The organism is Paenibacillus sp. EKM10P, from assembly GCF_011800655.1.
Classification (GTDB): Bacteria; Bacillota; Bacilli; order Paenibacillales; family Paenibacillaceae; genus Paenibacillus; species Paenibacillus polymyxa.
In genome coordinates this window covers 1-19,889 of record NZ_JAALET010000009.1, presented here as the reverse complement: position 1 = coordinate 19,889, position 19,889 = coordinate 1, and the positions used below count along the sequence as shown (strand labels likewise).

Sequence of the window (19,889 nt, the reverse complement as noted above, 5' to 3'; positions counted from 1 at the left end):
TGTACTTGAACATCAAACCTCTCTAAGCTGCAAAAGCCAGCTCCAGCTTGGTTAGATCGTCCTTGTGACCCACAATGACCAGCACATCACCCGCTTCAAGACGATCCTCAGCATAAGGTGAAATGTTCATCTCCTGGTTTCTGCGAATCGCCATTACATTGCAGCCGAAGCGTGCACGTATGTCTAGCTCCTTCAGATTTTTGCCGATCATGGAATCAGCGGCTCGCATCTCCAAAATACTGTAGTCCTTGGACAGCTCGATATAATCCAGAATATTAGGAGATGTTAGATGATGGGCTACCCGCAGTCCCATATCCCGTTCAGGATAAACCACTTTATCCGCACCTATTTTTTGCAGCACTTTCCCGTGTAGTTCATTTTGTGCTTTGACCACAAGAGCGGGCACACCCATGTCCTTGAGAATCAATGTTGTTAGAATGCTGGCTTGTATATCTTCACCAATTGCGACTACAATTACGTCAAAATTGCGGATACCCAGTGCTCGCAGTGCTTCCTCATCCGTCGAATCGGCAGAAACCGCATGCGTCACAATATTCGACATTTCCTGTGTACGCTGCTCGTCCGAGTCGATAGCCAACACATCAAAACCCATCTCACTCAGCGCGCTGGCAACACTGGACCCAAAGCGCCCCATGCCAATGACCGCATACTGTTTTTTCGCCATTCCTTCTTTACCTCCCGCTCACCATACTGTCCGTCATAGTATAGCATATCATGCTACAAACATAAATTTTGGCATCCTTATTCCAAATGCTTCTCCATGTATACTGGACCACAGCCCAAGCCATAATACATTCGATCACTATTACAACATACGGGAGGTACACATGCCCATTACAATGGATTTACGACAAGCGATTGTTCACAAAGTTCACGGCAAATCAGAGGCTGATCTTACGGATATGATTATTGGGTCAGTGGATGGACCGGAAGCCGCTTTGCCTGGATTGGGTGTCATTCTTGAAATCGCATGGAAGCATATGAGTCCAAACCAGCAGCATGACTTCGTCCATTTGGCACATGAACAAATCGATAAAATCAAACCCGTGCCCTTAACCTAGCTCTAGCTATTCAACTTCTTGTTATGCTTTAATTGTGCTCATTATTTTTACCCGTATTCGAAAATAAGAATAGTCCACTCGCATTCATATCGAGTGGACTATTCGTGGTATATATCAAATGACTGAGATCAGACTGCTCTGCATATAAAATTTTATGGAGCCATTTCCAAAAACTTAGCAGTCGGATTTTTTTCTATAGCCGTACGCATGGCATACTCATTTTCGAACAAGGCGACATAATTGCCTTTCTTATCTTTCACCAGCGTAGAGTTGATACGGAACTTGCTCGGATCAATCTGCTCATCCACAATCCAGCGAGCAAATTGGAACGGCATACGCTGAAGCTGTACATCTACCCCATATTCACCCTTCATGCGGTATTCAAATACTTCAAATTGCAGTTGGCCGACTACGCCTAGAAGCGTATCATCGAAGCTTACCGTACGGAACACCTGAATCATACCTTCTTCAGTCAACTGGTCGATACCTTTCAGATACTGCTTGTGCTTTAAAGCATTCTTTACAGTAACCTTGGCAAAAATCTCAGGTGAGAAGGTTGGCAGTTCATCAAATACAACCTCGCCACCTTGACTCAGTGAATCGCCAATGCGGAAAATACCTGGGTCAAACAATCCTATAATATCCCCAGGGAATGCTTCTTCGACAATATCACGGTCCTGTGCCAAGAACTGCTGTGGTTGGGACAGCTTAATCTCCTTACCCATTCGAACATGTTTAACACTCATCCCGCGTTGGAACTTACCAGACACGATACGCAAAAATGCTATACGGTCACGGTGAGCCGGATTCATATTGGCCTGAATTTTAAATACATAGCCAGTAAACTTCTCGTTCGTTGGCTGAATTTCCCCAACTGTACTGCGGCGCGGTTCTGGCTTAGGCGCAAGCTGGAGGAAGTTTTCCAAAAATGTTTGCACGCCAAAATTGTTAATCGCACTGCCAAAGAATATAGGCGTCAATTCTCCACGCTGTACTTTTTCCATATCAAAAGGGTCACCTGCGACATCAAGCAACTCTAAATCCTGGCATAATTGGTCGTGCAAATATTCGCCCGCCATCTCGCGAATAATCGGATCATTGTAACCTTCCACTTTTTGTACCTTGATCGTGGAATGGTCATCTCCCTGAAACAACTCAACCTGATTTTTGACACGATCATAAACACCGCACAGATCACGCCCAGTACCAATCGGCCAGTTCATCGGCACCGAACGGATACCAAGAACCTGTTCCAGTTCCTCCATCAGATCAAAGGGACTGCGTCCCTCACGGTCCAGCTTATTAATGAAGGTGAATATCGGTATTCCGCGCTTCGCACAAACCTGGAACAGCTTGATCGTTTGCGCTTCCACACCTTTCGCTACGTCAATCAGCATGACCGCACTATCTGCAGCTGTCAGTGTGCGGTACGTGTCTTCACTGAAATCCTGGTGACCCGGGGTATCCAGAATATTAACGCGATGCCCATTATAATCAAATTGCATTACTGAGGATGTTACCGAAATCCCCCGCTGTTTTTCAATCTCCATCCAGTCACTCGTCGCATGCTTGCTAGCTTTACGAGCTTTGACTGTACCTGCAAGACGAATAGCGCCCCCGAACAGCAGCAACTTTTCCGTCAGTGTCGTTTTACCCGCATCCGGGTGAGAAATAATCGCAAACGTACGCCGTTTGTCGACTTCCTGTTGAAGTATATCTGTTGTTTTACTCATTTCACATATCCCTTCATGATCGAATCCATTGCATTTCTGCTCAAGCTATTATAAAAAGGCCATGATGCACGCCTATTTTCACAAGTTCATCGGCTCATTGCCGTTAGCTCCAGTATTCGGCATACTCCGTCACCATATTCATGATAAATACGATCTATTTACATGTTTTAGCCTGCCTTTAACGTATAATCAGTTGCAAACTGAAAACCTGAGACTAAGCTATTATAGCATACTCCGAACGCAAAGCATCCCCTTACATCCTGAACAGGACATAGGGGGATGCTGGACAAATCGGGATTACTGAGTGCCGCCTACTCGCCAGATGACATTATCTTCATCCTGACCGCTAACCGGCCACCACTTGTAGCCATCCTGCTCCAACAGCTTGTGAGCACCATCAGGTCCCCATGAGCCTGCAGCATAGGTTTCCAGTGTATCCGGGGTCTGCTGCCATGCTTTGGCGATTCGATCAACGAATCCCCACGCTGTAGCCACCTCATCCCACCGCGTGAAGTACGTCGAATCACCCTCGATCGCATCCATCAGCAACCGTTCATAAGCTTCCGGTGAGTTGATCCCCACCATACAGCTTTGGCAAAAATCCATCGCCAGCGGCTCAATATCTGACTCCGAACCAGGCTTCTTGGCATTGATTTTAATGTAAATGCCCTCCATTGGATTAACCCGAATGACGAGCAAGTTGGGTTCGAGCTTATGCTTTTGACCGAGATATACATTGGTCGGCATACTCTTAAATTCCACAACGATCTCCGTAGTTTTTACAGGGAGGCGTTTGCCCGTACGAATGTAGAACGGTACGCCAGCCCAACGGAAGTTATCAACAAACACGCGTGAAGCAAAATAAGTCTCTGTATTCGATTGTGGATCAACCTTGTCTTCTTGACGATACCCTGGCAACTGCTGACCGCGATAACTGCCCTCAGTATATTGACCACGTACCACGTTGGTCTTCACATCCTCAGATGATCCAAAAGGTCGTAGTGAACGCAGCACTTTTACCTTTTCATCGCGGATATCCTCAGGCAACAAACGACTAGGTGGCTCCATCGCGATCATCGTAAGCATTTGCAGCATATGGTTCTGTCCCATATCACGCAAGGCACCGGAATGATCATAATAACCTCCGCGTTCCTCTACCCCTACCGTTTCACTCAGCGTAATTTGCACATTGGCAATATGCTTGTTATTCCATAGTGGTTCAAAAAAGGCGTTAGCGAATCGGATCACCTCGATATTTTGTACCATTTCCTTACCAAGATAGTGATCAATCCGATAAATTTCTTCTTCGGCAAATACTTCACGAATTTCAATGTTCAGTTCTTGTGCAGATTCGAGGTTGTAGCCGAAAGGCTTCTCTATAACCAGACGATTCCAGCCCTTGCCGTCCAACATGCCGCCCTCTTTCAAGCTCTTCGACACACTTCCGAATAATTCAGGAGCCAAGGCCAAATAAAACAACCGATTTCCCGGTATGTTAAACTTACCTTCTATAGCCTCCGTCTGCTGTCTCAGCTCATGAAACCCATCGACATTGTTGATATCCAGCGATTTATATTCAAAATGCTCGGCAAATGCCTGCCATTCTTGATCATTTTCTGCTTTATAGCGACTAAACTCCTGTATGGAGGCGTACAGGTCATTACGGAATTCTGCTTCTGTGCGAGGACGTCTTGCTACACCAATAACAGCAAAATCTTCAGCAAGCTTGCCTTCGCGGTACAAGCTGTAGATAGCAGGAAATAACTTGCGGCGAGCCAAATCGCCCGTAGCACCAAAAATAAACAGAACTGCACCTTGTGTCACAAGAGATTCTTTAACAGGTATGTCAGCCATGAAGTACCTCATTCTTCCCATGTCAAGATTCCGCAATCCACAATCCTCGAAATCCGCATGTAGTATTGTGTATATTTATACAAGATCATACTTGATTTTCGAAAAACATGGAACTAAAGATTTGATGACATTTTAACATATTCCACATGGATAAGCTATCCGATGAATCATAAATTTACCTTATAAGTCAGTATTCAATCGTGATAAGCGGAAAACCAAGTGTTATGCGTTTATCCTGCTGCTCCTTATTTTCATGTACAGCCATCTGCATCTGAACTTGATGCTCACCGCTTTGAACCATTAATGGCAGGTCTGGAGCTTCATAAGATACGGCTACTGTATTTACATCTGTGTATCTTTCTTTAGCCTGCATAGAGATGGTCCCTGCTAAGCTCGCTTCTGTTTGTTTCATCAGTTGATCCACGCTTTCCTTTGCTTGCAGCGAACGCTGAACGGAGGTGTTCCACTGCGCTTGCACCCCTATAGAATTTAATTGCTCAGCACAAAGCTTATGAAGCTGAATCAATGGCTCACGTCCTGTGTCACTGCTTTCCAGCTGAACGACTACATACCATTGTCCAGTTTGACGTTCCATCACATTTAAACGAATTTTCAAATCCTCACGATCACGAACAGAACGATAAAGTGTATGTCCATTTTCCACGAGTTTACTTGCTGTGGGTATATTCAGTTGATCAGCTATCTGTGCCGCTATATCTGCCGGATCTCCATGATTAGGAATCCAATCGCCTTGCCATTTTACAACTAGCTTATCCAGTGTACCCGGGGTTTGATCCGATAGGAATAACAACGAGCGTAAAGCCGTTTCTGCCTCGCGGGAATCAGTTCCGTTGGTCTGAATAGTTCCGTAACGCCAGCCAGCCAGTACCAACACCGTTCCTAATACCAAAATCGCAATAACTCCCTTTTTAAACATCTCTGCTTTTAACATAGGCGTTCCTTCCCCTCCATAACCATTCGTTCTCCTCATACACACGATAGAATGCTTCTTTTTTCGGCTTGATTGAAATCTATGAATCTATCAATAGTATGCCCGTTGCCAGAGGTTTTATACGCAGAGGAAGTCAGCACAACCGTTCAGAAATATTCATTCGCCTACTGGGTGTTCGACCATACACCGTAGGCACTATAGGAATAGACTATAATCACAACGCATCTTACACCAAAAGAGGTGAAATCATGTTTCCCATTTATCCAGTAAATGAAGCCAGTGTGGCACCTCATGGCGGACGGATGGTCTGTGCCGTCATGCGTGATGGTACACGACACATCGGCATCTTAAGCGGGTGTAGCAAAGGCAAGCTGATGTTGAACGGATATCCATCCTCCTTTCCTGGTAGTCTCTATGCCGGAAGCTACAGTAACAAAGGAAAACAAAAAGCTAAAAAAATCTCCTCTAAAAAGAAAAAAAGGAATTCCAAAAACAAAGCTCGCCCTTCTGCCAAGCTAAATGCCTTTAATAGACCGCCCGACGAACTTCTAAATCCATACTTTCCTTATAACGTAGGCGAATTTGGCTCAAACGGAAATGGAAATTATGCAAATGGCAGAGCAGGCTATCGCGGCAGATATGGATACGGGGGAGGGCTTGCACTAGATCTGGCCTTAATCGCCTTTCTATTCCTCCTTATCTAAACGCCGTATTTCAGAACACAAAAAAACCGGAGGACCATTCATCGCCTCCGGTTCTTTGTATTTGTCGTTTTATAATCTACTCTGCTAAGCCGTTCTTATAGGCATAGATTGCCGCCTGTGTGCGATCCTCTACTCCTAATTTGGCGAGAAGGTTCGTGACATGGAATTTTACCGTCTTAATCCCGATAATCAGTTCATCTGCGATATCCTGGTTAGACTTCCCTTGTGCCAACAAGCGAAGAACCTCCATCTCACGATCTGTTAGCTCTGTATGTGCGGGCGCTTCAGCCTGTGGCTGGCGGAATCGATTCATCATCTTAGAGGCCACCTGTGACTCGAGTACGGACTGTCCGCGTGCAGCTGCACGGATCGCATCCGCAATCTCGGAAGCACGAGACGTTTTGAGCAAATAACTGAATGCACCTGCCTCAATGACCGGGTACATTCTCTCATCATCCAAATAACTCGTCAGTACAATCACCTTTGTCTCTGGAAGCAGGCGTGTCACTTGGCGTGTCGTTTCAATACCATCCATGCCATCCATGACCAAATCCATTAAAATCACATTTGGCTTGTATTCTGATGCTAACCGTATGCCTTCTTCTCCGCTTCCAGCCTCGCCGACCACTTCAATCCCTTCTTCTGTCCCCAGCACTGCCGCAAGCCCGATCCGCACCATTTCATGGTCGTCTACCAGCAGTACGCTAATCGGTAATTCCGTTTCCATGATCATCGTTCCTTCCGCTTTCATCATAAATAACTGGCACAGACACCTCGATGCGTGTCCCTTTTCCCGGAGCCGTTATATACTGAATGGCTCCCCCAATTTCACTGACCCGCTCCTGCATGGTGGATAATCCATATGATGTCTGCTTTTTCTCATCCATTTCAAAACCAATACCATTATCCCGAATCGTCAGCCTAATGGAATCCGGGCGCTGCACGATACGAATTTCCATACGAGTTGCTTTGGCATGGCGCAATGTATTAGACATCGCTTCCTGAACAATGCGAAACAAGTGATTCTCAATGCCTTTAACCAACTGTACTCCGCTTTCCATCTCAAAATCAATCTCCATTGGTACTTTTGCCTGTAATTCCTGTACCAAATCACGCAAACCCTGCTCAAGCCGTTTTCCTTCCAGATAGACAGGCCGTAAATGAAGGAGTAACGCCCGCATTTCGGATTGTGCCACGGAAGACATTTCTTCAATTAATGCAACCTGACGTTGCGCTTTATCAAAATCCTTGTCCAGTGTCCTGCCCACAGCCGTCGCTGTCATTGAAATAGCAAATAATTGCTGCGATACTGCATCATGCAACTCTCTGGCCAGCCGCTGCCGTTCCTCTACGATCGCAGTCATTCGTGCCTGTTCTGCCAGCTGAGCATTATCTGTAGATAAGCGTTGTAAAGACGTAACTTGTTCCTGCCATTTACGCCCGATTCGTTCTAACTGCTCTCCTAGCCTGCCAAGCTCATCATGCCCTAGGGGTGGCAACTCACGTGCAGGGGTGCCCTTTTCCCACATTAGCAATGTCTCTCTTAACATTTCCAGTCTGCTTTTAAAGCGATAACTTTCATAAAATCCGTACATTGCGCCTGTACCAATCAACACCAGTATAACAGCTCCTGCTACTTTCAGTATCATTCCCCAGGTTGGGAACGACTTCACATATCCATATGTATACAGCATATAAAAGACAACTACGCCCACAACAACACACAGGAGGATACCTTCACCCATACTGCGGGTTACCATGTTGGACGTTTTTTTTTGATTCATCCCGGTTCCTCCTGATTCAATAAAATCGAATGCGGACATCGCCCGCCAGGTACGAAACGACAAACTTCACTTTATATTCACTCTGCTCAAAATGAGGAGACTTCCACACCAGTCGGTTGAGCATCCCCGCCTCATGATCCCGGTCGAATTGAATCTGCCCGAACAATACGAACATCTCCACCTCTACACCGTAATTATCCGGCAGCGTGATGTCAATGTCACCGAAGATCCCCTGTAAAAATATGACGGGCTCACGTTCCTCTGGAAGAGCCAGCGTCAGGTCAGCATCCACATCCCCAACCACATGCCATATGCTTGTGCTGCGCAAGCTCCACGGCACTTCATCCCATTTGTGATTGGATATGAAATTGTGTTTGAATATGGAGCTTTGACCTTTATGCAGCTTCCTGGAACGTGAATAGAACACAGCCAGCGAAGCCAATGTGATCACCACAAACAAGAACAAATGATCCAGCACCAGCAGACCAGCACCGATGGCAAGCATCGTATAGCCCTTTTTGATTTTGGAATTGCGAATCTTATATATTCCCGCCAACATTAGGATCAGTGCAAACACGGAGAGGAACCCAATCCACTGACCGAATAAAACGATAATCCCGATGCCAATCCCTGCCAGTGCCAAGGCTGATTTTCTTCTCTCCATGCTGCACCCCCTTTTTTGTTTATACAGGAAGGAAAAGCCATAGTGGCGCAATTTATCGCCATATGGCTTCCCGAACCATACAGATTGAGCACTGTTATTGGTCAGTGTCCATCTATACAGCATATCATAATGTTTGGGTTCCGAGTAGTTAGTCCTTCTTCATATCTACAGGTTTAGCACCTGTCTGAATTTTGGACTTCAATTGTTGAAGCTGCTCATCCACTTTAAATTGTTTTTCAGCTTCTGCGGGATTAACATATGCCTCTCCCGGTGCTTGACGATAAGGGGCACGCAGTACGTCAGCTTCCGCCTCCATTTGCATGATTTTTTCCTCCATGCGGTGGAAGCCCAGCGAAGCAGACCCGCTTTCAATCGTGTGCAAGCTATTGATTTGCGACATTTGCTTTTTGGCTTTTGCCATTTGAGCACGGGATACCAGCTCATTACGCTTATTGCGCATTTTGTAGAATTCATCCTTCATTCCATGAAGCTGCTGTACCAGTTCTTTCGCTTGAAGCTCGGCTTGAGTGTGCAAGTCACGGTATTCATCCTGCTTTTGCACAAAATAAATCTTCTCGCCCAGCAGCTTACGGGCTACTTCTTCCTGACCATTTCGCAATGCAGATTCGGCCTGCTTTTCGCGCTCATTGGATACACGTACAGCCTCCTCCAAGCGCTGTTTCATACGACGCTCATTTGCCATTTGCTTGGCGACTGTTACCTCAGCCTCATGAATTTCTGCCTCCATATCACGCAAGTACTGATTTAACATGATAATCGGATCTTCAACTTTATCCAACATTTCATTCACCGATGCTCTTGTCATATCCTTCATTCTTTTAAAGATTCCCATTATTTACGTTCTCCCTTCTCGAATTGCTCTACTTTTTTACGTAACTCTTCCAGTTCCTTTTTCATTGCTTTTTTCTCGATATCTTCCATCATGGAATCCAGATCACTGTTGTGTCCTGCATTAAATTTGGATGAATAGCGGGCATCCTGACCAAACGGGTTCGAGTTGCCGTATGCTCCGCCTTGATTGTAACCAGTTCCTTGTCCGTACTGTGTTCTAGTATTACTACCCCCATAATAGCGCGGATCTTGCTGGGTATAGGGACCGCTATCTGGACCGAATCCTCCATCGTAAGGAGATCTTGGTTCCTTGGAAATAACCAACGCTGCAATCACATAAATCATAAATGTGGTGCCTGCTGTAATAAAGAAACTGATCACAACCAGAATACGTATCCAAGTTGAGTCCATTCCTGTTGCGTCAGAAAGACCGCCACATACTCCAGTTAATACTCTATCCCGGCTTGATCGGTAAATTCGGGTCATAATTTACTTACTCCTTCCCGCTGTTGTTCAGCTTGCTTTTCAATCTCGCCCACTCTTGTTCGAGCAGCGATCCACCGCTGTGAGCATCCCTTGTATACTCCTCACCCCGACGCAATTCACGCAGACTCATCGTTTCTGCTTCCATATCGGCTACCCGGTCTTCCAAGCGGTTGAACATTCGGGGAACATTTCGTCCACCGTATGTACCTGCCCGTTCGTTCATTTGCTGCTGGAGTCTCAACGTTTGTACACGTGCAGCGTAATACTGACGCTTACTGTGTACCGTTTGGTATTCTGTCTTTAATGTATCCAGCTGTTGCTCCAATTCACGTAATGATTCACGGCTCTGCTCCCACAGTTCTCTATACTGCTCTTCTTTTTCTGCATACAGCATTTTTTCCTGAAGGGCTAGCTTTGCGACGTGTTCCTCATCTGCTTTCAAAGCCAGAAGCGCTTGTTCCTCCCGTTTGGCCTGCATGGACAATGCATGATCCAACTGCTGCTTCATTTGTCTTGTATGCACTGCATACTGCTGATGAAGCTTTTCCGCTTCGGCGATTTCCTGACGGGTATTATATAGAAACTGGTCAATAAGTTGTACCGGATCTTGACTTTGTTCCAAATGCTCATTGAAGGTTGCTACCGTAATATCACGCATTCTTCGAAAAACACTCATTGGCGTCTACTCCTTTCACAAGTCCGTATTTTCATCATTTCTTGCTCTTTGCTTTCGTACATTTTTCTTCATCCTCAAACTGTCACATTCAGTAGCGTCTTCTACGGTCACTCAGCATGGATACACCAAATATGATTAATCCGATTGCCAGCAGTGGTCCAATAAGCCAGGACAGCTTGCCCAGTAAAATCAGTACCCCGAGCACAAGCACGATCCAACCGAAGAGCGCATTTCCTCTTTTCACACCGTAGTACCCCAGCATAATCATCGCTATCGGAATTAAGTAACCAATCAGATGTCCTACAAAGTGACCGAAAAACGGAGTAAACTTACCGAGCAGCATAATCGAACCCAACACGATCAGTACAATGGCTAACCCATTCCCTTTGTTAACTCTCATCATCTCTCACCGCCTTTCACTGTGTCTTGCTTATGTCCTTATTGTACGCTGACCTAACGTTTGACAAAACGGACCCCAGACGGTTTTTGAACCTAGACCTAAGTCGGGGGTGAATATAGACCTGCGGCTAACCACTTCTACGCTGCTCTACTGCAAGGGTTGTTGAGTGTCGCTTTCCTGCATGCTTAGAGCGTAGTGAAAGGACGAGACAAGCAAATAAGGCTACCGCTGCCACCATATAAGGCAAATTAATATGAACATCAAACAGCAGTCCTGCAACTAACGGTCCAATTACATTCCCCAAGCTGGTATAGGACGAGTTCATACCCGCTACAAACCCTTGCTCATCCCCAGCCTGCCGCGATAGAGAAGTGCTTACTGCTGGGCGAAGGATATCCATAGCCAGAAAAATGATAAAAGTCGTCAGCATAATCATCACGTACTGCTCGGCAAATAAAGTTAGGAAAATAAACAGTCCTCCAATAGCCAAGCAAAGGTGAATTACTTTTTTTTCACCAAAACGGTTAATGATCCAACCAAATATAGTTGCTTGAACAACTGCCCCCAAAATAGACCCTGTCGTTATAATGATGGCAATATCCATCGGTGTAAAACCATATTTATGGTCAACAAACAGTCCAAATACCGTTTCAAAATTCGCCAATCCAAAAGCAACGACAAATACAATGAGCAAGCCCATGAAATACGGAGATTGATAGGACTTGGCAAATTGCTGTAAAAGGTTTTCCTTTTCACGCGGAAGCTCTCTATTGTACTGTTGTTTTTCCTCGCTCAAAGACTCAGGCAGCACGAACAGAGACAAAATAGCCGCTATTCCTGCAGCACCTGCCGCCGCAAAGAAGGGAATACGTATTCCATAGGCTGCAAGCAAACCGCCAATCCCTGGCCCGATTATGAAGCCTGTGTTAATCGCTGCATTAATCATGCCCATACCCTTGCCTCTTTCCTCAAATGAGGTCACATCAGCGACGTAGGCCATTATAGAGGGAGTAAGCAACGCAGCCCCTACCCCGCCCATGATTCGTGCAACAAACAAGGTAGGAACGGAACTCGCCAATCCAAAAACAAGCTCTGACAGCATGAAAATAAACATCCCAGAAACAATCAACTTTTTACGTCCATAACGGTCAGACAACTTTCCTGACAAAGGTGATAATAAAAGCTGTGTCAGCGCAAAGGCTGCAACCATTAGTCCCATTGAAGAACCGTTCATCCCTAGCTCACTTATAAATTTAGGTAAAACAGGAACGACTAATCCAATCCCCATGAATGCTAAAAAAATGTTAAGCATCAATAACAGCATTGCTCCCCGATTTCTTGTTAGTACAGACATATTTCCACCCTTCCTTTTCAGAACCCCTTTTATTTATCAGTAGTTAATTTCAGTATCCTAGCTTCAAAAACAAAAAAACCTTAATTGTTTTATTAGTTTTCATATAAAAAAATAGCCTCTTTTAATACACACATATTATTAGGCTATTTTTGTTTTTCGACTAACCCAAATAACAATATATCTACAATGGAATAAGTTGCTTCCTCTACCGTCACACTGTTATCCAGAAAGAAACGCTGATCAAGCGTTAAATTCACTGAATCAATAATTAGCTTCATGATTAGAGCCTCATTTTTATTCACAATAATTCCTTCTCGAATACCTTCCTGAATTAATGTTCTGATCGGAGACCAATCATTTAAATCAGCATGTACTCTTTTCCATTGCTCAGGATAATACTTTTTCATCTGGTCCAAAATTCTTAAATCATAAAACTTATAATACAGCGGCATAACCCTAATCGACTGCTTAATCTTTTCTAACAAAGATAATTCATTGTTTTGGATAATTTGCTCCGTCTTTTGAATCATATCATCATTTGTACGCTCAATAAGTGTCTCTAAAATAAGAGTCTTAGACGAAAAATTTTCATACAACGTACGCTTACTGATGGCAAGTCTTTTCGCAAGATCATCCATAGTAAATTTCAATCCATTCTCATGAACTTCCTCTACAAAAGCTTCCAAAATTCTTTCTTGCATATGCATTCCTCATTTCTTTTACACTTAATAAACTATAAATGTTTTTTCAGTACCATTATCCTACTACAACCTCAAAGTCACAGTCAAATATACTATTTAGAAAAGAAACTATGTGAAGTTCTTATCTTCATTCATCTGACACCCGATTAATTATGTAGCCGAAATTGAGAATGCAATTAATAAAAAGGGTGATAAAATGCCTTTAAGCATTTTATCACCCTTTTGTGTATACCGGCGAGAGGACTGAACCTCCACGATTTCCCACTCGATACCGAATTAAATCTTGATAATACCTTGTTTGACGAAGGTAAAAAAGCGCTGTTCGTCGATTTCTACCCGCAAGGTAATCTGTCGATGTACTTTGGTATTGAGCAGCGGGATCAACTTCCGTAGCTATGGTCTGCGACAGGAATAACTCAGTTGCTCAGTATCGAGGAATTTTAGAATACTTGTACAACTTCTTTAATATCATCAATTTCCTCAAGAATTGCGCGCTCAATAGCAACCTTTAACGTAATCGTAGCACTTGGGCAACCATTGCATGCTCCCAAAAATCTTAATTTTGCTATACCGTTCTCAACTTCGACCAGTTCAGCATCTCCACCGTCACGCAGTAAGAAAGGACGTAGTTTGAGAAGAACTTCCGATACTTCATCGAATAAAACTCCATTTTCATCCATTATGTCAACTCCTCCCATTGTTTTACCAACCGTCATTCAGACCTTTTTTCATCCTAGATCGTCTGAGTGATCCTTTGCTTTTTGCCTAAGAGTAACCTCTTGATCCGAAAGTTCCCTTATAAGCGTATGAATAGAGTCTAAAGGTATCATCACACCACAACTTGCGCTCAATCCTGACAGCATATGGAGGCAGAATTGAAGTTTTCTTATCTCTCGGGTAATTTGAGCTAGTTCTGAATCGTCCGATTTATTTTTCTTCATTACTAGCACCTCTTTAAAGAATGATAAAGGTTTGATCTATTAAATTAATGAATCAACCGATGCTTCCTTCCATCTCAAATTGAATCAACCGATTCATTTCAACGGCATATTCCATTGGCAATTCTTTGGTAAACGGTTCAATAAAGCCCATTACAATCATTTGTGTAGCATCTTGTTCTGTAAGCCCGCGGCTCATTAAGTAAAACAATTGTTCCTCAGACACTTTGGATACTGTTGCCTCGTGCTCCAAAGTAATCTGATCGTTTTTAATTTCATTGTATGGAATCGTATCTGATGTTGACATGTTATCCAATATCAACGTATCGCACTTAATATTGGACTTAGACCCTGCGGAATCGCGGCTGAAGCTGGACAACCCTCGGTAGTTTACTTTTCCGCCCTGCTTGCTGATGGATTTGGATATAATCGTAGATGTTGTCTCGGGAGCAAGGTGTATTACCTTCGCGCCAGCATCTTGATGCTGATCTTTACCGGCTACGGCAATAGACAGGATGGACCCCTTGGCTCCCCGTCCTTTCAATAATACTGCCGGATACTTCATTGTTACCTTGGAGCCGATGTTGCCGTCCACCCATTCCATTGTGGCATTTTCTTCTACCACAGCCCTTTGGGTTACCAAGTTGTAGATATTAGGAGCCCAATTCTGAATGGTCGTGTAACGGACACGGGAATCTTTCCGGCAAATAATTTCAATAACTCCACTATGCAAAGAACTGGTACTATAAATAGGTGCTGTACATCCTTCAACATAATGGACAAAGCTGCCCTCTTCGGCAATAATTAATGTCCGCTCGAATTGACCCATATTTTCAGAATTAATACGAAAATAACCTTGTATAGGAACCTCGCAATGAACACCCTTCGGAATGTATACAAAGCTACCGCCTGACCAAACCGCACTATTAAGCGCCGCAAATTTATTGTCTGCGGGAGGGATGATCGTCCCAAAATATTGCTTAAACACTTCGGGGTATTGCTTTAATGCAGTATCCGTATCAAGGAAAATAACGCCCTGATCCTCCAGTTCTTTCCGCATGCTGTGATAAACTACTTCCGACTCATATTGAGCGGATACGCCCGCCAGGAACTTTTGCTCCGCTTCAGGGATTCCCAGCTTGTCAAAGGTTGCTTTGATCTCGGAAGGAACCTCCTCCCAGGTCTTTCCTTGTTTTTCAGAAGGGCGAACGTAATACTGGATGTCATCAAGATTTAGCCCGGTCAAATCCGCTCCCCATTCAGGCATCGGCATTTTGTAGAATTGATTCAAAGCTTTCAACCGAAAATTGAGCATCCACTCCGGCTCTTCCTTGATCCGGGAAATTTCCCGGACAATCTCTTCCGTCAGACCTTTTCCAGATTGAAAAATAGACTGGTGCTTGTCGCGAAACCCATATTTATATTCGCCCATATCTGGTGCTTTTTTAGCCATTAGTATCACTCCTTTTTAACCTTTCAAGAATCATTTTGATTTGCTATGATCTGCCGAGCTTGCTTTCCACTAAATCTTTTAGGCGACTACGAACACCTTCCAGCGGGATCTCCGAAATGACAGGAGCGAGAAATCCGAAAATAACAAGATGTTCGGCTACACTCCTTGATATCCCGCGCGACATCAGATAATAGATTTGCTCTGCATTTACTTGCCCCACGGATGCAGCATGACCCGCGGTTACATCATCCTCATCTATCAGCAGGATCGGATTGGCATCGCCGCGAGCTTTAGGACTTAGCATAAGCACGCGTTCTGTTTGCTGACCATCACAATGGGTTGCACCTTTTTCAATCTTTGTAATGCCGTTGATAATGGCCGTAGCTTCTTCAAGCATGACTGCACGCGTAATCATCTGGCTTACCGAGCTTCTGCCAAAATGCTGAGCTTGAGTTGTATAGCTCGATTTTTGATTACCCGTGCCAATAGCAATTACCTTATTGTCGGAGACCACCCCGTTGCCTTGTAGCAAAGTCTTGGTATCGCTGGCGGTATAACCATTGTTCATCTCACCGATAATCCATTCCACACCCCCATCAGCAAGAACGACCGCCCGTCGCTGGGTGAAATCTGTTGTAGTTGCAGCAAGCTGATGAACCGAAGCTACTTGCACCTTTGAGCCCGCCCCCGCGAAGACCTCCGTCACACCGTTATGCAATACCTTGACATCATCACCACTCGATACACAATTATCCACATAAGTGATCTTGCTGTTGCTCCCTGCCACAATTAAGACGTGAGGAGCAAAACACACACCGCTTGTATCGTTAAGAAAGATCGCTTGAATAGGTGCTTCAACCTCTACACCGTCTGGGACATATAGAAAAACGCCACCACTCCATAAGGCACTGTGTGCAGCAGATAAACGATGTTCTTCTGGCTTTACTGCCTGAAAGAGATAACGTTGAACCAGCTCCTCATGCTCTTTTGCCGCAGTATGCAGATCCGTTAAAATGACTCCCTGGGCGGCTAAGCTCTCGGACAATTTCGTATACACTACATCCGAGTTGAACTGAACGATTAGTCCGCCTTTCACCGGAGAAGTAACCAAACCTCGAACAACCTCCGGCGCTTCCTCCAAACTAGACCACGCATTCTCAGCTTTGTAATCTCCACTTTCGTAGATATCCCATTTTTCAAGATTGATTTTCTCCACTTTAGGCAACTCCAGCGTCCCTGCCAGTTCGAGTGCATGAACGCGGCGTTCAATCAGCCAACGAGGTTCATCCTTAGCACTTGACCATGCGCGTAAATCGTCCACATTCATTGAAACTCTAGCTTGTATATCCACGTGCTGTTCCTCCTCTCCGGCTTTTAAGCTTCCCTTACCGTCTCATCCGTAATCCCAAGTTCCTCCTTCACCCAATCGTACCCTTCAGCCTCCAAACGGTGGGCAAGCTCCGGACCGCCAGATTTAACTATCTGGCCTTGCATCATGACATGCACAAAATCCGGGGTAATATAATTCAACAGTCGTTGATAATGGGTGATGATTAAAAAGCCTCTATCCGGGCTGCGCATCTCATTTACGCCATTGGCCACAATACGCAGTGCATCAATATCAAGCCCTGAGTCCACTTCATCCAGGATCACAAACTTGGGTTCAAGTAGCATCATTTGCAAAATCTCATTCCGCTTTTTTTCACCGCCAGAGAATCCCTCATTCAAATAACGATGCACAAATTCCGGGTTCATCTCCAGCCCCTTCATTTTGCTCTCCATTTCACGGATAAAACGGATTAAGGATATCTCATCGCCTTCTTCACGCCGTGCATTGATGGCACTTCTGAGAAAATCCGAGTTGGTCACGCCAGCAATTTCACTTGGATATTGCATAGCGAGGAACAAGCCTGCCTGGGCACGCTCATCCACCTCCATCTCCAGAAGGTCTTCATTGTCCAATGTCACCTTACCGCCAGTAACCTCATATTTGGGATGGCCCATTAAAGCTGAAGCCAATGTACTTTTCCCCGTCCCATTAGGCCCCATAATCGCATGAATCTCTCCGCCATGAATCTCCAGTGTGAGCCCTTTTAAAATTTCTTTCCCTTCAATCTTGGATCTTAATTCCTCAATCTTTAATGTCGTCATTTATCATAAACTTCCCTTCGGAGTATTCTTCGGCACGCGCCACCAAATCACTCATAAATTTTCCAATAGTCTGCAGTTCAACCTCTGAATAGGATTCAATGAATTGGTAAAACCTTTCTTCTTTTTCTTTGTGCAGTTCTTTATGCAAATGATAAACGTGTCTTCCCTTATCCGTTAAACTAAAGTAAATCTCCTTACGATTGCTGTTCAGTTGACTTTTCATAATGAAGCCCATTTCCAGCAGCTTTGCACTAATTTTAGTAATACTAGCTTTGGACAACCCCATCTTCTCCACAATCCCGGTATGATTTATCGGTTCATAATCACCAATGCAATCAATAACGTGTACACTAGTAATATTGTTGGAGAGCATGTCAATCTGGTACTTTCTGGCCTGTTGCCGAAACGAGTTAATTTCTTGTTCAGTATACAGTTCATTCAGATGTAGCATTTTAATATATTGCTCGTAAAGATGACCTTTAAAATGATTTTGAAACTCCAATTTCCCAATCTCCCCTCTTTTGTAGTAGTTGCAGACCAAGTTTAGTGTCACCATTAGATTATTTTTGTTCACTAGTAAACAAAGTTATATTAACACAATTGATATTGATTATCAATATCAATTGTGTTAAATGTGATACAATTTTGGAGGCACTTTTCATCATGGGTTTGTTGTCATTGTCATCGGCCTCAGGCTGTGTTTTGACTAGGGCACGTTCTGGAAATGGTTTTGAATACCTACGTCATGGTACACCTGCCAAAGACCGGGGTCGCTATCGTAAAAGAGGACAAAGGTGGTGCTTGGCCGAGCTGTTTTAAAGCCGTATCGCCGCGTTTGAGTACGCTATCGTGAGCATGTATAGCAATGAATAATCAGTCAGTTACCTGTGTCTGGATATGTTATGAGGCCAAAGAGTATACCAAAAACTGTGGTTTTTGCTGGTGAATCCGAACAGGCGATGCTCCATTCTAGCCAGCACCGATCTGACACTGGAGATGACCTAGATCATCGAACTTTATCCGCCCAGTTCAAAATCAAATGCACCTTCTGGGCGCTAAAGCAATCCATCGGCGGATTAGCTACCACTTTTGTAGCAAATCCATTCCGAAGCTCAACTGGTATTTGAAAAAGGATCGGGTTCACCCTCTGGAGTTGTTGGAAGAGGAGAAAGTGCAACGGGACATCCGCCTAACTGTAAAGATGAGAATGGTAAATGATAACCAAAATGGATCCCTACGGGGCTTAAGATAAAAGGAACCAAGAAAAGAGCCGAAATCTTGCTTCAGGAAGCCAGAAAGAATTATCATATGGAAGGACAAGCACTCGCGGTTGAAAACGAAGATATGCTGCAAGAGTAAAAGCGACTACTCCATCCGGTAATAGCTAAAGGCTGTTCGCAGACTTTTTGCTTCAATGGCAAGAGATGATGAAAAGGACCGAACCAAGAATAAAGCCAGTCGCCATATACTGCCATTGGTGAGACACGTTCTATGAGCTTCTGATTCGTATGAAGGAATAACAGGAATCCTATCGCTTATCTTCTGACAATTCTTATTGTCTTGAATACCTGGAGTATATTTATGTAGATGTATTAGGAGTAAGCATGAAAGAAGTTCAGGAATGGTTCCGCAGCGATTATGCAACAACGGCAAATATTTATTCGCATTTGGAATACAACTCAAAGGTGTCTTCAGCTCAAGCAATAAGTGGGGTACTAAAGCTCAAATAAAAAAAGTTCATTAGAGAATGTCTCTAATGAACTTTTTTAGTTAATACCGGCGAGAGGACTCGAACCTCCACGGTTTCCCACTCGATTTTGAGTCGAGCGCGTCTGCCATTCCGCCACGCCGGCATATTTAATTATGGAGGCGCCACCCAGATTTGAACTGGGGAATAAAGCTTTTGCAGAGCTTTGCCTTACCACTTGGCTATGGCGCCAGAATATAACTAAGCGGACGACGGGAATCGAACCCGCGACCCTCGCCTTGGCAAGGCGATGCTCTACCGCTGAGCCACGTCCGCATAAGATGGCTGGGGATATAGGATTTGAACCTATGCATGACGGAGTCAAAGTCCGTTGCCTTACCGCTTGGCTAATCCCCAA

Annotated in this window: 21 protein-coding genes, 4 tRNA genes and 1 pseudogene; 4 read left to right on the top strand and 22 right to left on the bottom strand. The window is 44.4% G+C overall.

All coding sequences use genetic code 11. The annotated features are described in order from the left end of the window. Positions 1–22: 22 nt before the first annotated feature. Positions 23–691: pseudogene (locus HFE01_RS18815) on the bottom strand (potassium channel family protein); the annotation flags it as partial. 157 nt (positions 692–848) lie between these two features. On the opposite strand from HFE01_RS18815, the gene HFE01_RS18810 reads away from it, so the two are divergent. After that, entirely contained in the window at positions 849–1,082 is a 234-nt protein-coding gene (locus HFE01_RS18810; RefSeq protein ID WP_016819939.1) for a small acid-soluble spore protein SspI, read from the top strand. Between the two features lie 152 nt (positions 1,083–1,234). On the opposite strand, the gene HFE01_RS18805 is transcribed toward HFE01_RS18810, so the two are convergent. The 3 genes from HFE01_RS18805 to HFE01_RS18795 all read right to left on the bottom strand — a co-directional run bounded on the left by HFE01_RS18805 (position 1,235) and on the right by HFE01_RS18795 (position 5,621). Next, entirely contained in the window at positions 1,235–2,815 is a 1,581-nt protein-coding gene (locus HFE01_RS18805; protein ID WP_016819938.1) for a peptide chain release factor 3, read from the bottom strand. Positions 2,816–3,112: 297 nt separating this feature from the next. Beyond that, the gene (zwf, locus tag HFE01_RS18800) at positions 3,113–4,669 is read right to left on the bottom strand and encodes a glucose-6-phosphate dehydrogenase (protein ID WP_019688577.1); all 1,557 of its coding nucleotides are present in this window, start codon (positions 4,667–4,669) and stop codon (positions 3,113–3,115) included. A 187-nt stretch (positions 4,670–4,856) separates the two neighbouring features. Then, positions 4,857–5,621, bottom strand: coding sequence for a YwmB family TATA-box binding protein (locus HFE01_RS18795; protein ID WP_167438340.1), 765 nt, complete (start codon positions 5,619–5,621; stop codon positions 4,857–4,859). Positions 5,622–5,869: 248 nt separating this feature from the next. Here HFE01_RS18795 and HFE01_RS18790 point away from each other — a divergent pair, with 248 nt between their 5' ends. After that, complete coding sequence (locus HFE01_RS18790) at positions 5,870–6,325, top strand: hypothetical protein (RefSeq protein ID WP_016819935.1); 456 nt, start codon at positions 5,870–5,872, stop codon at positions 6,323–6,325. A gap of 76 nt (positions 6,326–6,401) precedes the next feature. Here HFE01_RS18790 and HFE01_RS18785 read toward each other — a convergent pair whose 3' ends face one another. The 9 genes from HFE01_RS18785 to HFE01_RS18745 form a co-directional block, all read right to left on the bottom strand. After that, positions 6,402–7,052 carry a response regulator gene (locus HFE01_RS18785; protein ID WP_167438339.1) on the bottom strand — a complete coding sequence of 217 codons (651 nt, stop codon included), beginning with the start codon at positions 7,050–7,052 and terminating at the stop codon, positions 6,402–6,404. Then, on the bottom strand, positions 7,030–8,109 hold the full coding sequence (locus HFE01_RS18780; RefSeq protein WP_167438338.1) for a sensor histidine kinase: 1,080 nt from the start codon (positions 8,107–8,109) through the stop codon (positions 7,030–7,032). The genes HFE01_RS18785 and HFE01_RS18780 overlap by 23 nt, the downstream gene beginning before the upstream one ends. 16 nt (positions 8,110–8,125) lie before the next feature. Continuing rightward, positions 8,126–8,773, bottom strand: a complete 648-nt coding sequence (gene liaF / locus HFE01_RS18775) for a cell wall-active antibiotics response protein LiaF (RefSeq protein WP_164965055.1) — start codon at positions 8,771–8,773, stop codon at positions 8,126–8,128. 148 nt (positions 8,774–8,921) lie between these two features. Then, positions 8,922–9,626 carry a PspA/IM30 family protein gene (locus HFE01_RS18770; RefSeq protein WP_016819933.1) on the bottom strand — a complete coding sequence of 235 codons (705 nt, stop codon included), beginning with the start codon at positions 9,624–9,626 and terminating at the stop codon, positions 8,922–8,924. Continuing rightward, complete coding sequence (locus HFE01_RS18765) at positions 9,626–10,111, bottom strand: PspC domain-containing protein (RefSeq protein WP_016819932.1); 486 nt, start codon at positions 10,109–10,111, stop codon at positions 9,626–9,628. The genes HFE01_RS18770 and HFE01_RS18765 overlap by 1 nt, the downstream gene beginning before the upstream one ends. A gap of 7 nt (positions 10,112–10,118) precedes the next feature. Beyond that, complete coding sequence (locus HFE01_RS18760) at positions 10,119–10,787, bottom strand: PspA/IM30 family protein (RefSeq protein WP_019688580.1); 669 nt, start codon at positions 10,785–10,787, stop codon at positions 10,119–10,121. Positions 10,788–10,875: 88 nt separating this feature from the next. Next, positions 10,876–11,187 carry a LiaF transmembrane domain-containing protein gene (locus tag HFE01_RS18755; RefSeq protein WP_017428655.1) on the bottom strand — a complete coding sequence of 104 codons (312 nt, stop codon included), beginning with the start codon at positions 11,185–11,187 and terminating at the stop codon, positions 10,876–10,878. A gap of 127 nt (positions 11,188–11,314) precedes the next feature. Continuing rightward, positions 11,315–12,541, bottom strand: coding sequence for an MFS transporter (locus HFE01_RS18750; RefSeq protein WP_107734754.1), 1,227 nt, complete (start codon positions 12,539–12,541; stop codon positions 11,315–11,317). A gap of 143 nt (positions 12,542–12,684) precedes the next feature. Then, positions 12,685–13,242, bottom strand: a complete 558-nt coding sequence (locus HFE01_RS18745) for a TetR/AcrR family transcriptional regulator (protein WP_016819928.1) — start codon at positions 13,240–13,242, stop codon at positions 12,685–12,687. A gap of 222 nt (positions 13,243–13,464) precedes the next feature. On the opposite strand from HFE01_RS18745, the gene HFE01_RS26975 reads away from it, so the two are divergent. Further along, the gene (locus HFE01_RS26975; protein ID WP_174822002.1) at positions 13,465–13,635 is read left to right on the top strand and encodes a ParA family protein; all 171 of its coding nucleotides are present in this window, start codon (positions 13,465–13,467) and stop codon (positions 13,633–13,635) included. 47 nt (positions 13,636–13,682) lie between these two features. On the opposite strand, the gene HFE01_RS18735 is transcribed toward HFE01_RS26975, so the two are convergent. From HFE01_RS18735 to HFE01_RS18715, 5 genes are all read right to left on the bottom strand, one after another. After that, a complete protein-coding gene (locus tag HFE01_RS18735) occupies positions 13,683–13,922 on the bottom strand; it encodes a NifU family protein (protein WP_013373004.1) in 240 nt (79 codons plus the stop codon). A gap of 313 nt (positions 13,923–14,235) precedes the next feature. Next, the gene (gene sufB, locus HFE01_RS18730) at positions 14,236–15,633 is read right to left on the bottom strand and encodes a Fe-S cluster assembly protein SufB (RefSeq protein ID WP_019688583.1); all 1,398 of its coding nucleotides are present in this window, start codon (positions 15,631–15,633) and stop codon (positions 14,236–14,238) included. Between the two features lie 43 nt (positions 15,634–15,676). Next, positions 15,677–16,984: a Fe-S cluster assembly protein SufD gene (sufD, locus tag HFE01_RS18725; protein ID WP_374984583.1), complete on the bottom strand. Its 1,308-nt coding sequence runs from the start codon at positions 16,982–16,984 to the stop codon at positions 15,677–15,679. A gap of 23 nt (positions 16,985–17,007) precedes the next feature. After that, a complete protein-coding gene (gene sufC, locus HFE01_RS18720; protein ID WP_016819924.1) occupies positions 17,008–17,784 on the bottom strand; it encodes a Fe-S cluster assembly ATPase SufC in 777 nt (258 codons plus the stop codon). After that, a complete protein-coding gene (locus tag HFE01_RS18715; RefSeq protein WP_016819923.1) occupies positions 17,765–18,286 on the bottom strand; it encodes a MarR family transcriptional regulator in 522 nt (173 codons plus the stop codon). Before HFE01_RS18715 ends, sufC begins: the two co-directional genes overlap by 20 nt. Positions 18,287–19,388: 1,102 nt before the next feature. On the opposite strand from HFE01_RS18715, the gene HFE01_RS27645 reads away from it, so the two are divergent. Beyond that, positions 19,389–19,514, top strand: coding sequence for a hypothetical protein (locus HFE01_RS27645; protein WP_019688586.1), 126 nt, complete (start codon positions 19,389–19,391; stop codon positions 19,512–19,514). 44 nt (positions 19,515–19,558) lie between these two features. On the opposite strand, the gene HFE01_RS18710 is transcribed toward HFE01_RS27645, so the two are convergent. From HFE01_RS18710 to HFE01_RS18695, 4 genes are all read right to left on the bottom strand, one after another. After that, positions 19,559–19,637, bottom strand: a tRNA-Leu gene (locus tag HFE01_RS18710). Between the two features lie 11 nt (positions 19,638–19,648). Beyond that, positions 19,649–19,723 (bottom strand) — tRNA-Cys (locus HFE01_RS18705). Positions 19,724–19,735: 12 nt separating this feature from the next. Then, a tRNA-Gly gene (locus HFE01_RS18700) sits at positions 19,736–19,807 on the bottom strand. A 6-nt stretch (positions 19,808–19,813) separates the two neighbouring features. After that, positions 19,814–19,888: transfer RNA gene (locus HFE01_RS18695), tRNA-Gln, on the bottom strand. Position 19,889 lies beyond the last annotated feature (1 nt).

Excerpts from the sequence above, each read along its gene's own strand:
- HFE01_RS18810 (WP_016819939.1), top strand. The coding sequence starts at position 849 with ATGCCCATTACAATGGATTTACGACAAGCGATTGTTCACAAAGTTCAC.
- HFE01_RS18805 (WP_016819938.1), bottom strand. The coding sequence starts at position 2,815 with ATGAGTAAAACAACAGATATACTTCAACAGGAAGTCGACAAACGGCGT.
- zwf (WP_019688577.1), bottom strand. The coding sequence starts at position 4,669 with ATGGCTGACATACCTGTTAAAGAATCTCTTGTGACACAAGGTGCAGTT.
- HFE01_RS18795 (WP_167438340.1), bottom strand. The coding sequence starts at position 5,621 with ATGTTAAAAGCAGAGATGTTTAAAAAGGGAGTTATTGCGATTTTGGTA.
- HFE01_RS18790 (WP_016819935.1), top strand. The coding sequence starts at position 5,870 with ATGTTTCCCATTTATCCAGTAAATGAAGCCAGTGTGGCACCTCATGGC.
- HFE01_RS18785 (WP_167438339.1), bottom strand. The coding sequence starts at position 7,052 with ATGGAAACGGAATTACCGATTAGCGTACTGCTGGTAGACGACCATGAA.
- HFE01_RS18780 (WP_167438338.1), bottom strand. The coding sequence starts at position 8,109 with ATGAATCAAAAAAAAACGTCCAACATGGTAACCCGCAGTATGGGTGAA.
- liaF (WP_164965055.1), bottom strand. The coding sequence starts at position 8,773 with ATGGAGAGAAGAAAATCAGCCTTGGCACTGGCAGGGATTGGCATCGGG.
- HFE01_RS18770 (WP_016819933.1), bottom strand. The coding sequence starts at position 9,626 with ATGGGAATCTTTAAAAGAATGAAGGATATGACAAGAGCATCGGTGAAT.
- HFE01_RS18765 (WP_016819932.1), bottom strand. The coding sequence starts at position 10,111 with ATGACCCGAATTTACCGATCAAGCCGGGATAGAGTATTAACTGGAGTA.
- HFE01_RS18760 (WP_019688580.1), bottom strand. The coding sequence starts at position 10,787 with ATGAGTGTTTTTCGAAGAATGCGTGATATTACGGTAGCAACCTTCAAT.
- HFE01_RS18755 (WP_017428655.1), bottom strand. The coding sequence starts at position 11,187 with ATGAGAGTTAACAAAGGGAATGGGTTAGCCATTGTACTGATCGTGTTG.
- HFE01_RS18750 (WP_107734754.1), bottom strand. The coding sequence starts at position 12,541 with ATGTCTGTACTAACAAGAAATCGGGGAGCAATGCTGTTATTGATGCTT.
- HFE01_RS18745 (WP_016819928.1), bottom strand. The coding sequence starts at position 13,242 with ATGCAAGAAAGAATTTTGGAAGCTTTTGTAGAGGAAGTTCATGAGAAT.
- HFE01_RS18735 (WP_013373004.1), bottom strand. The coding sequence starts at position 13,922 with ATGGATGAAAATGGAGTTTTATTCGATGAAGTATCGGAAGTTCTTCTC.
- sufB (WP_019688583.1), bottom strand. The coding sequence starts at position 15,633 with ATGGCTAAAAAAGCACCAGATATGGGCGAATATAAATATGGGTTTCGC.
- sufC (WP_016819924.1), bottom strand. The coding sequence starts at position 17,784 with ATGACGACATTAAAGATTGAGGAATTAAGATCCAAGATTGAAGGGAAA.
- HFE01_RS27645 (WP_019688586.1), top strand. The coding sequence starts at position 19,389 with ATGAAAGAAGTTCAGGAATGGTTCCGCAGCGATTATGCAACAACGGCA.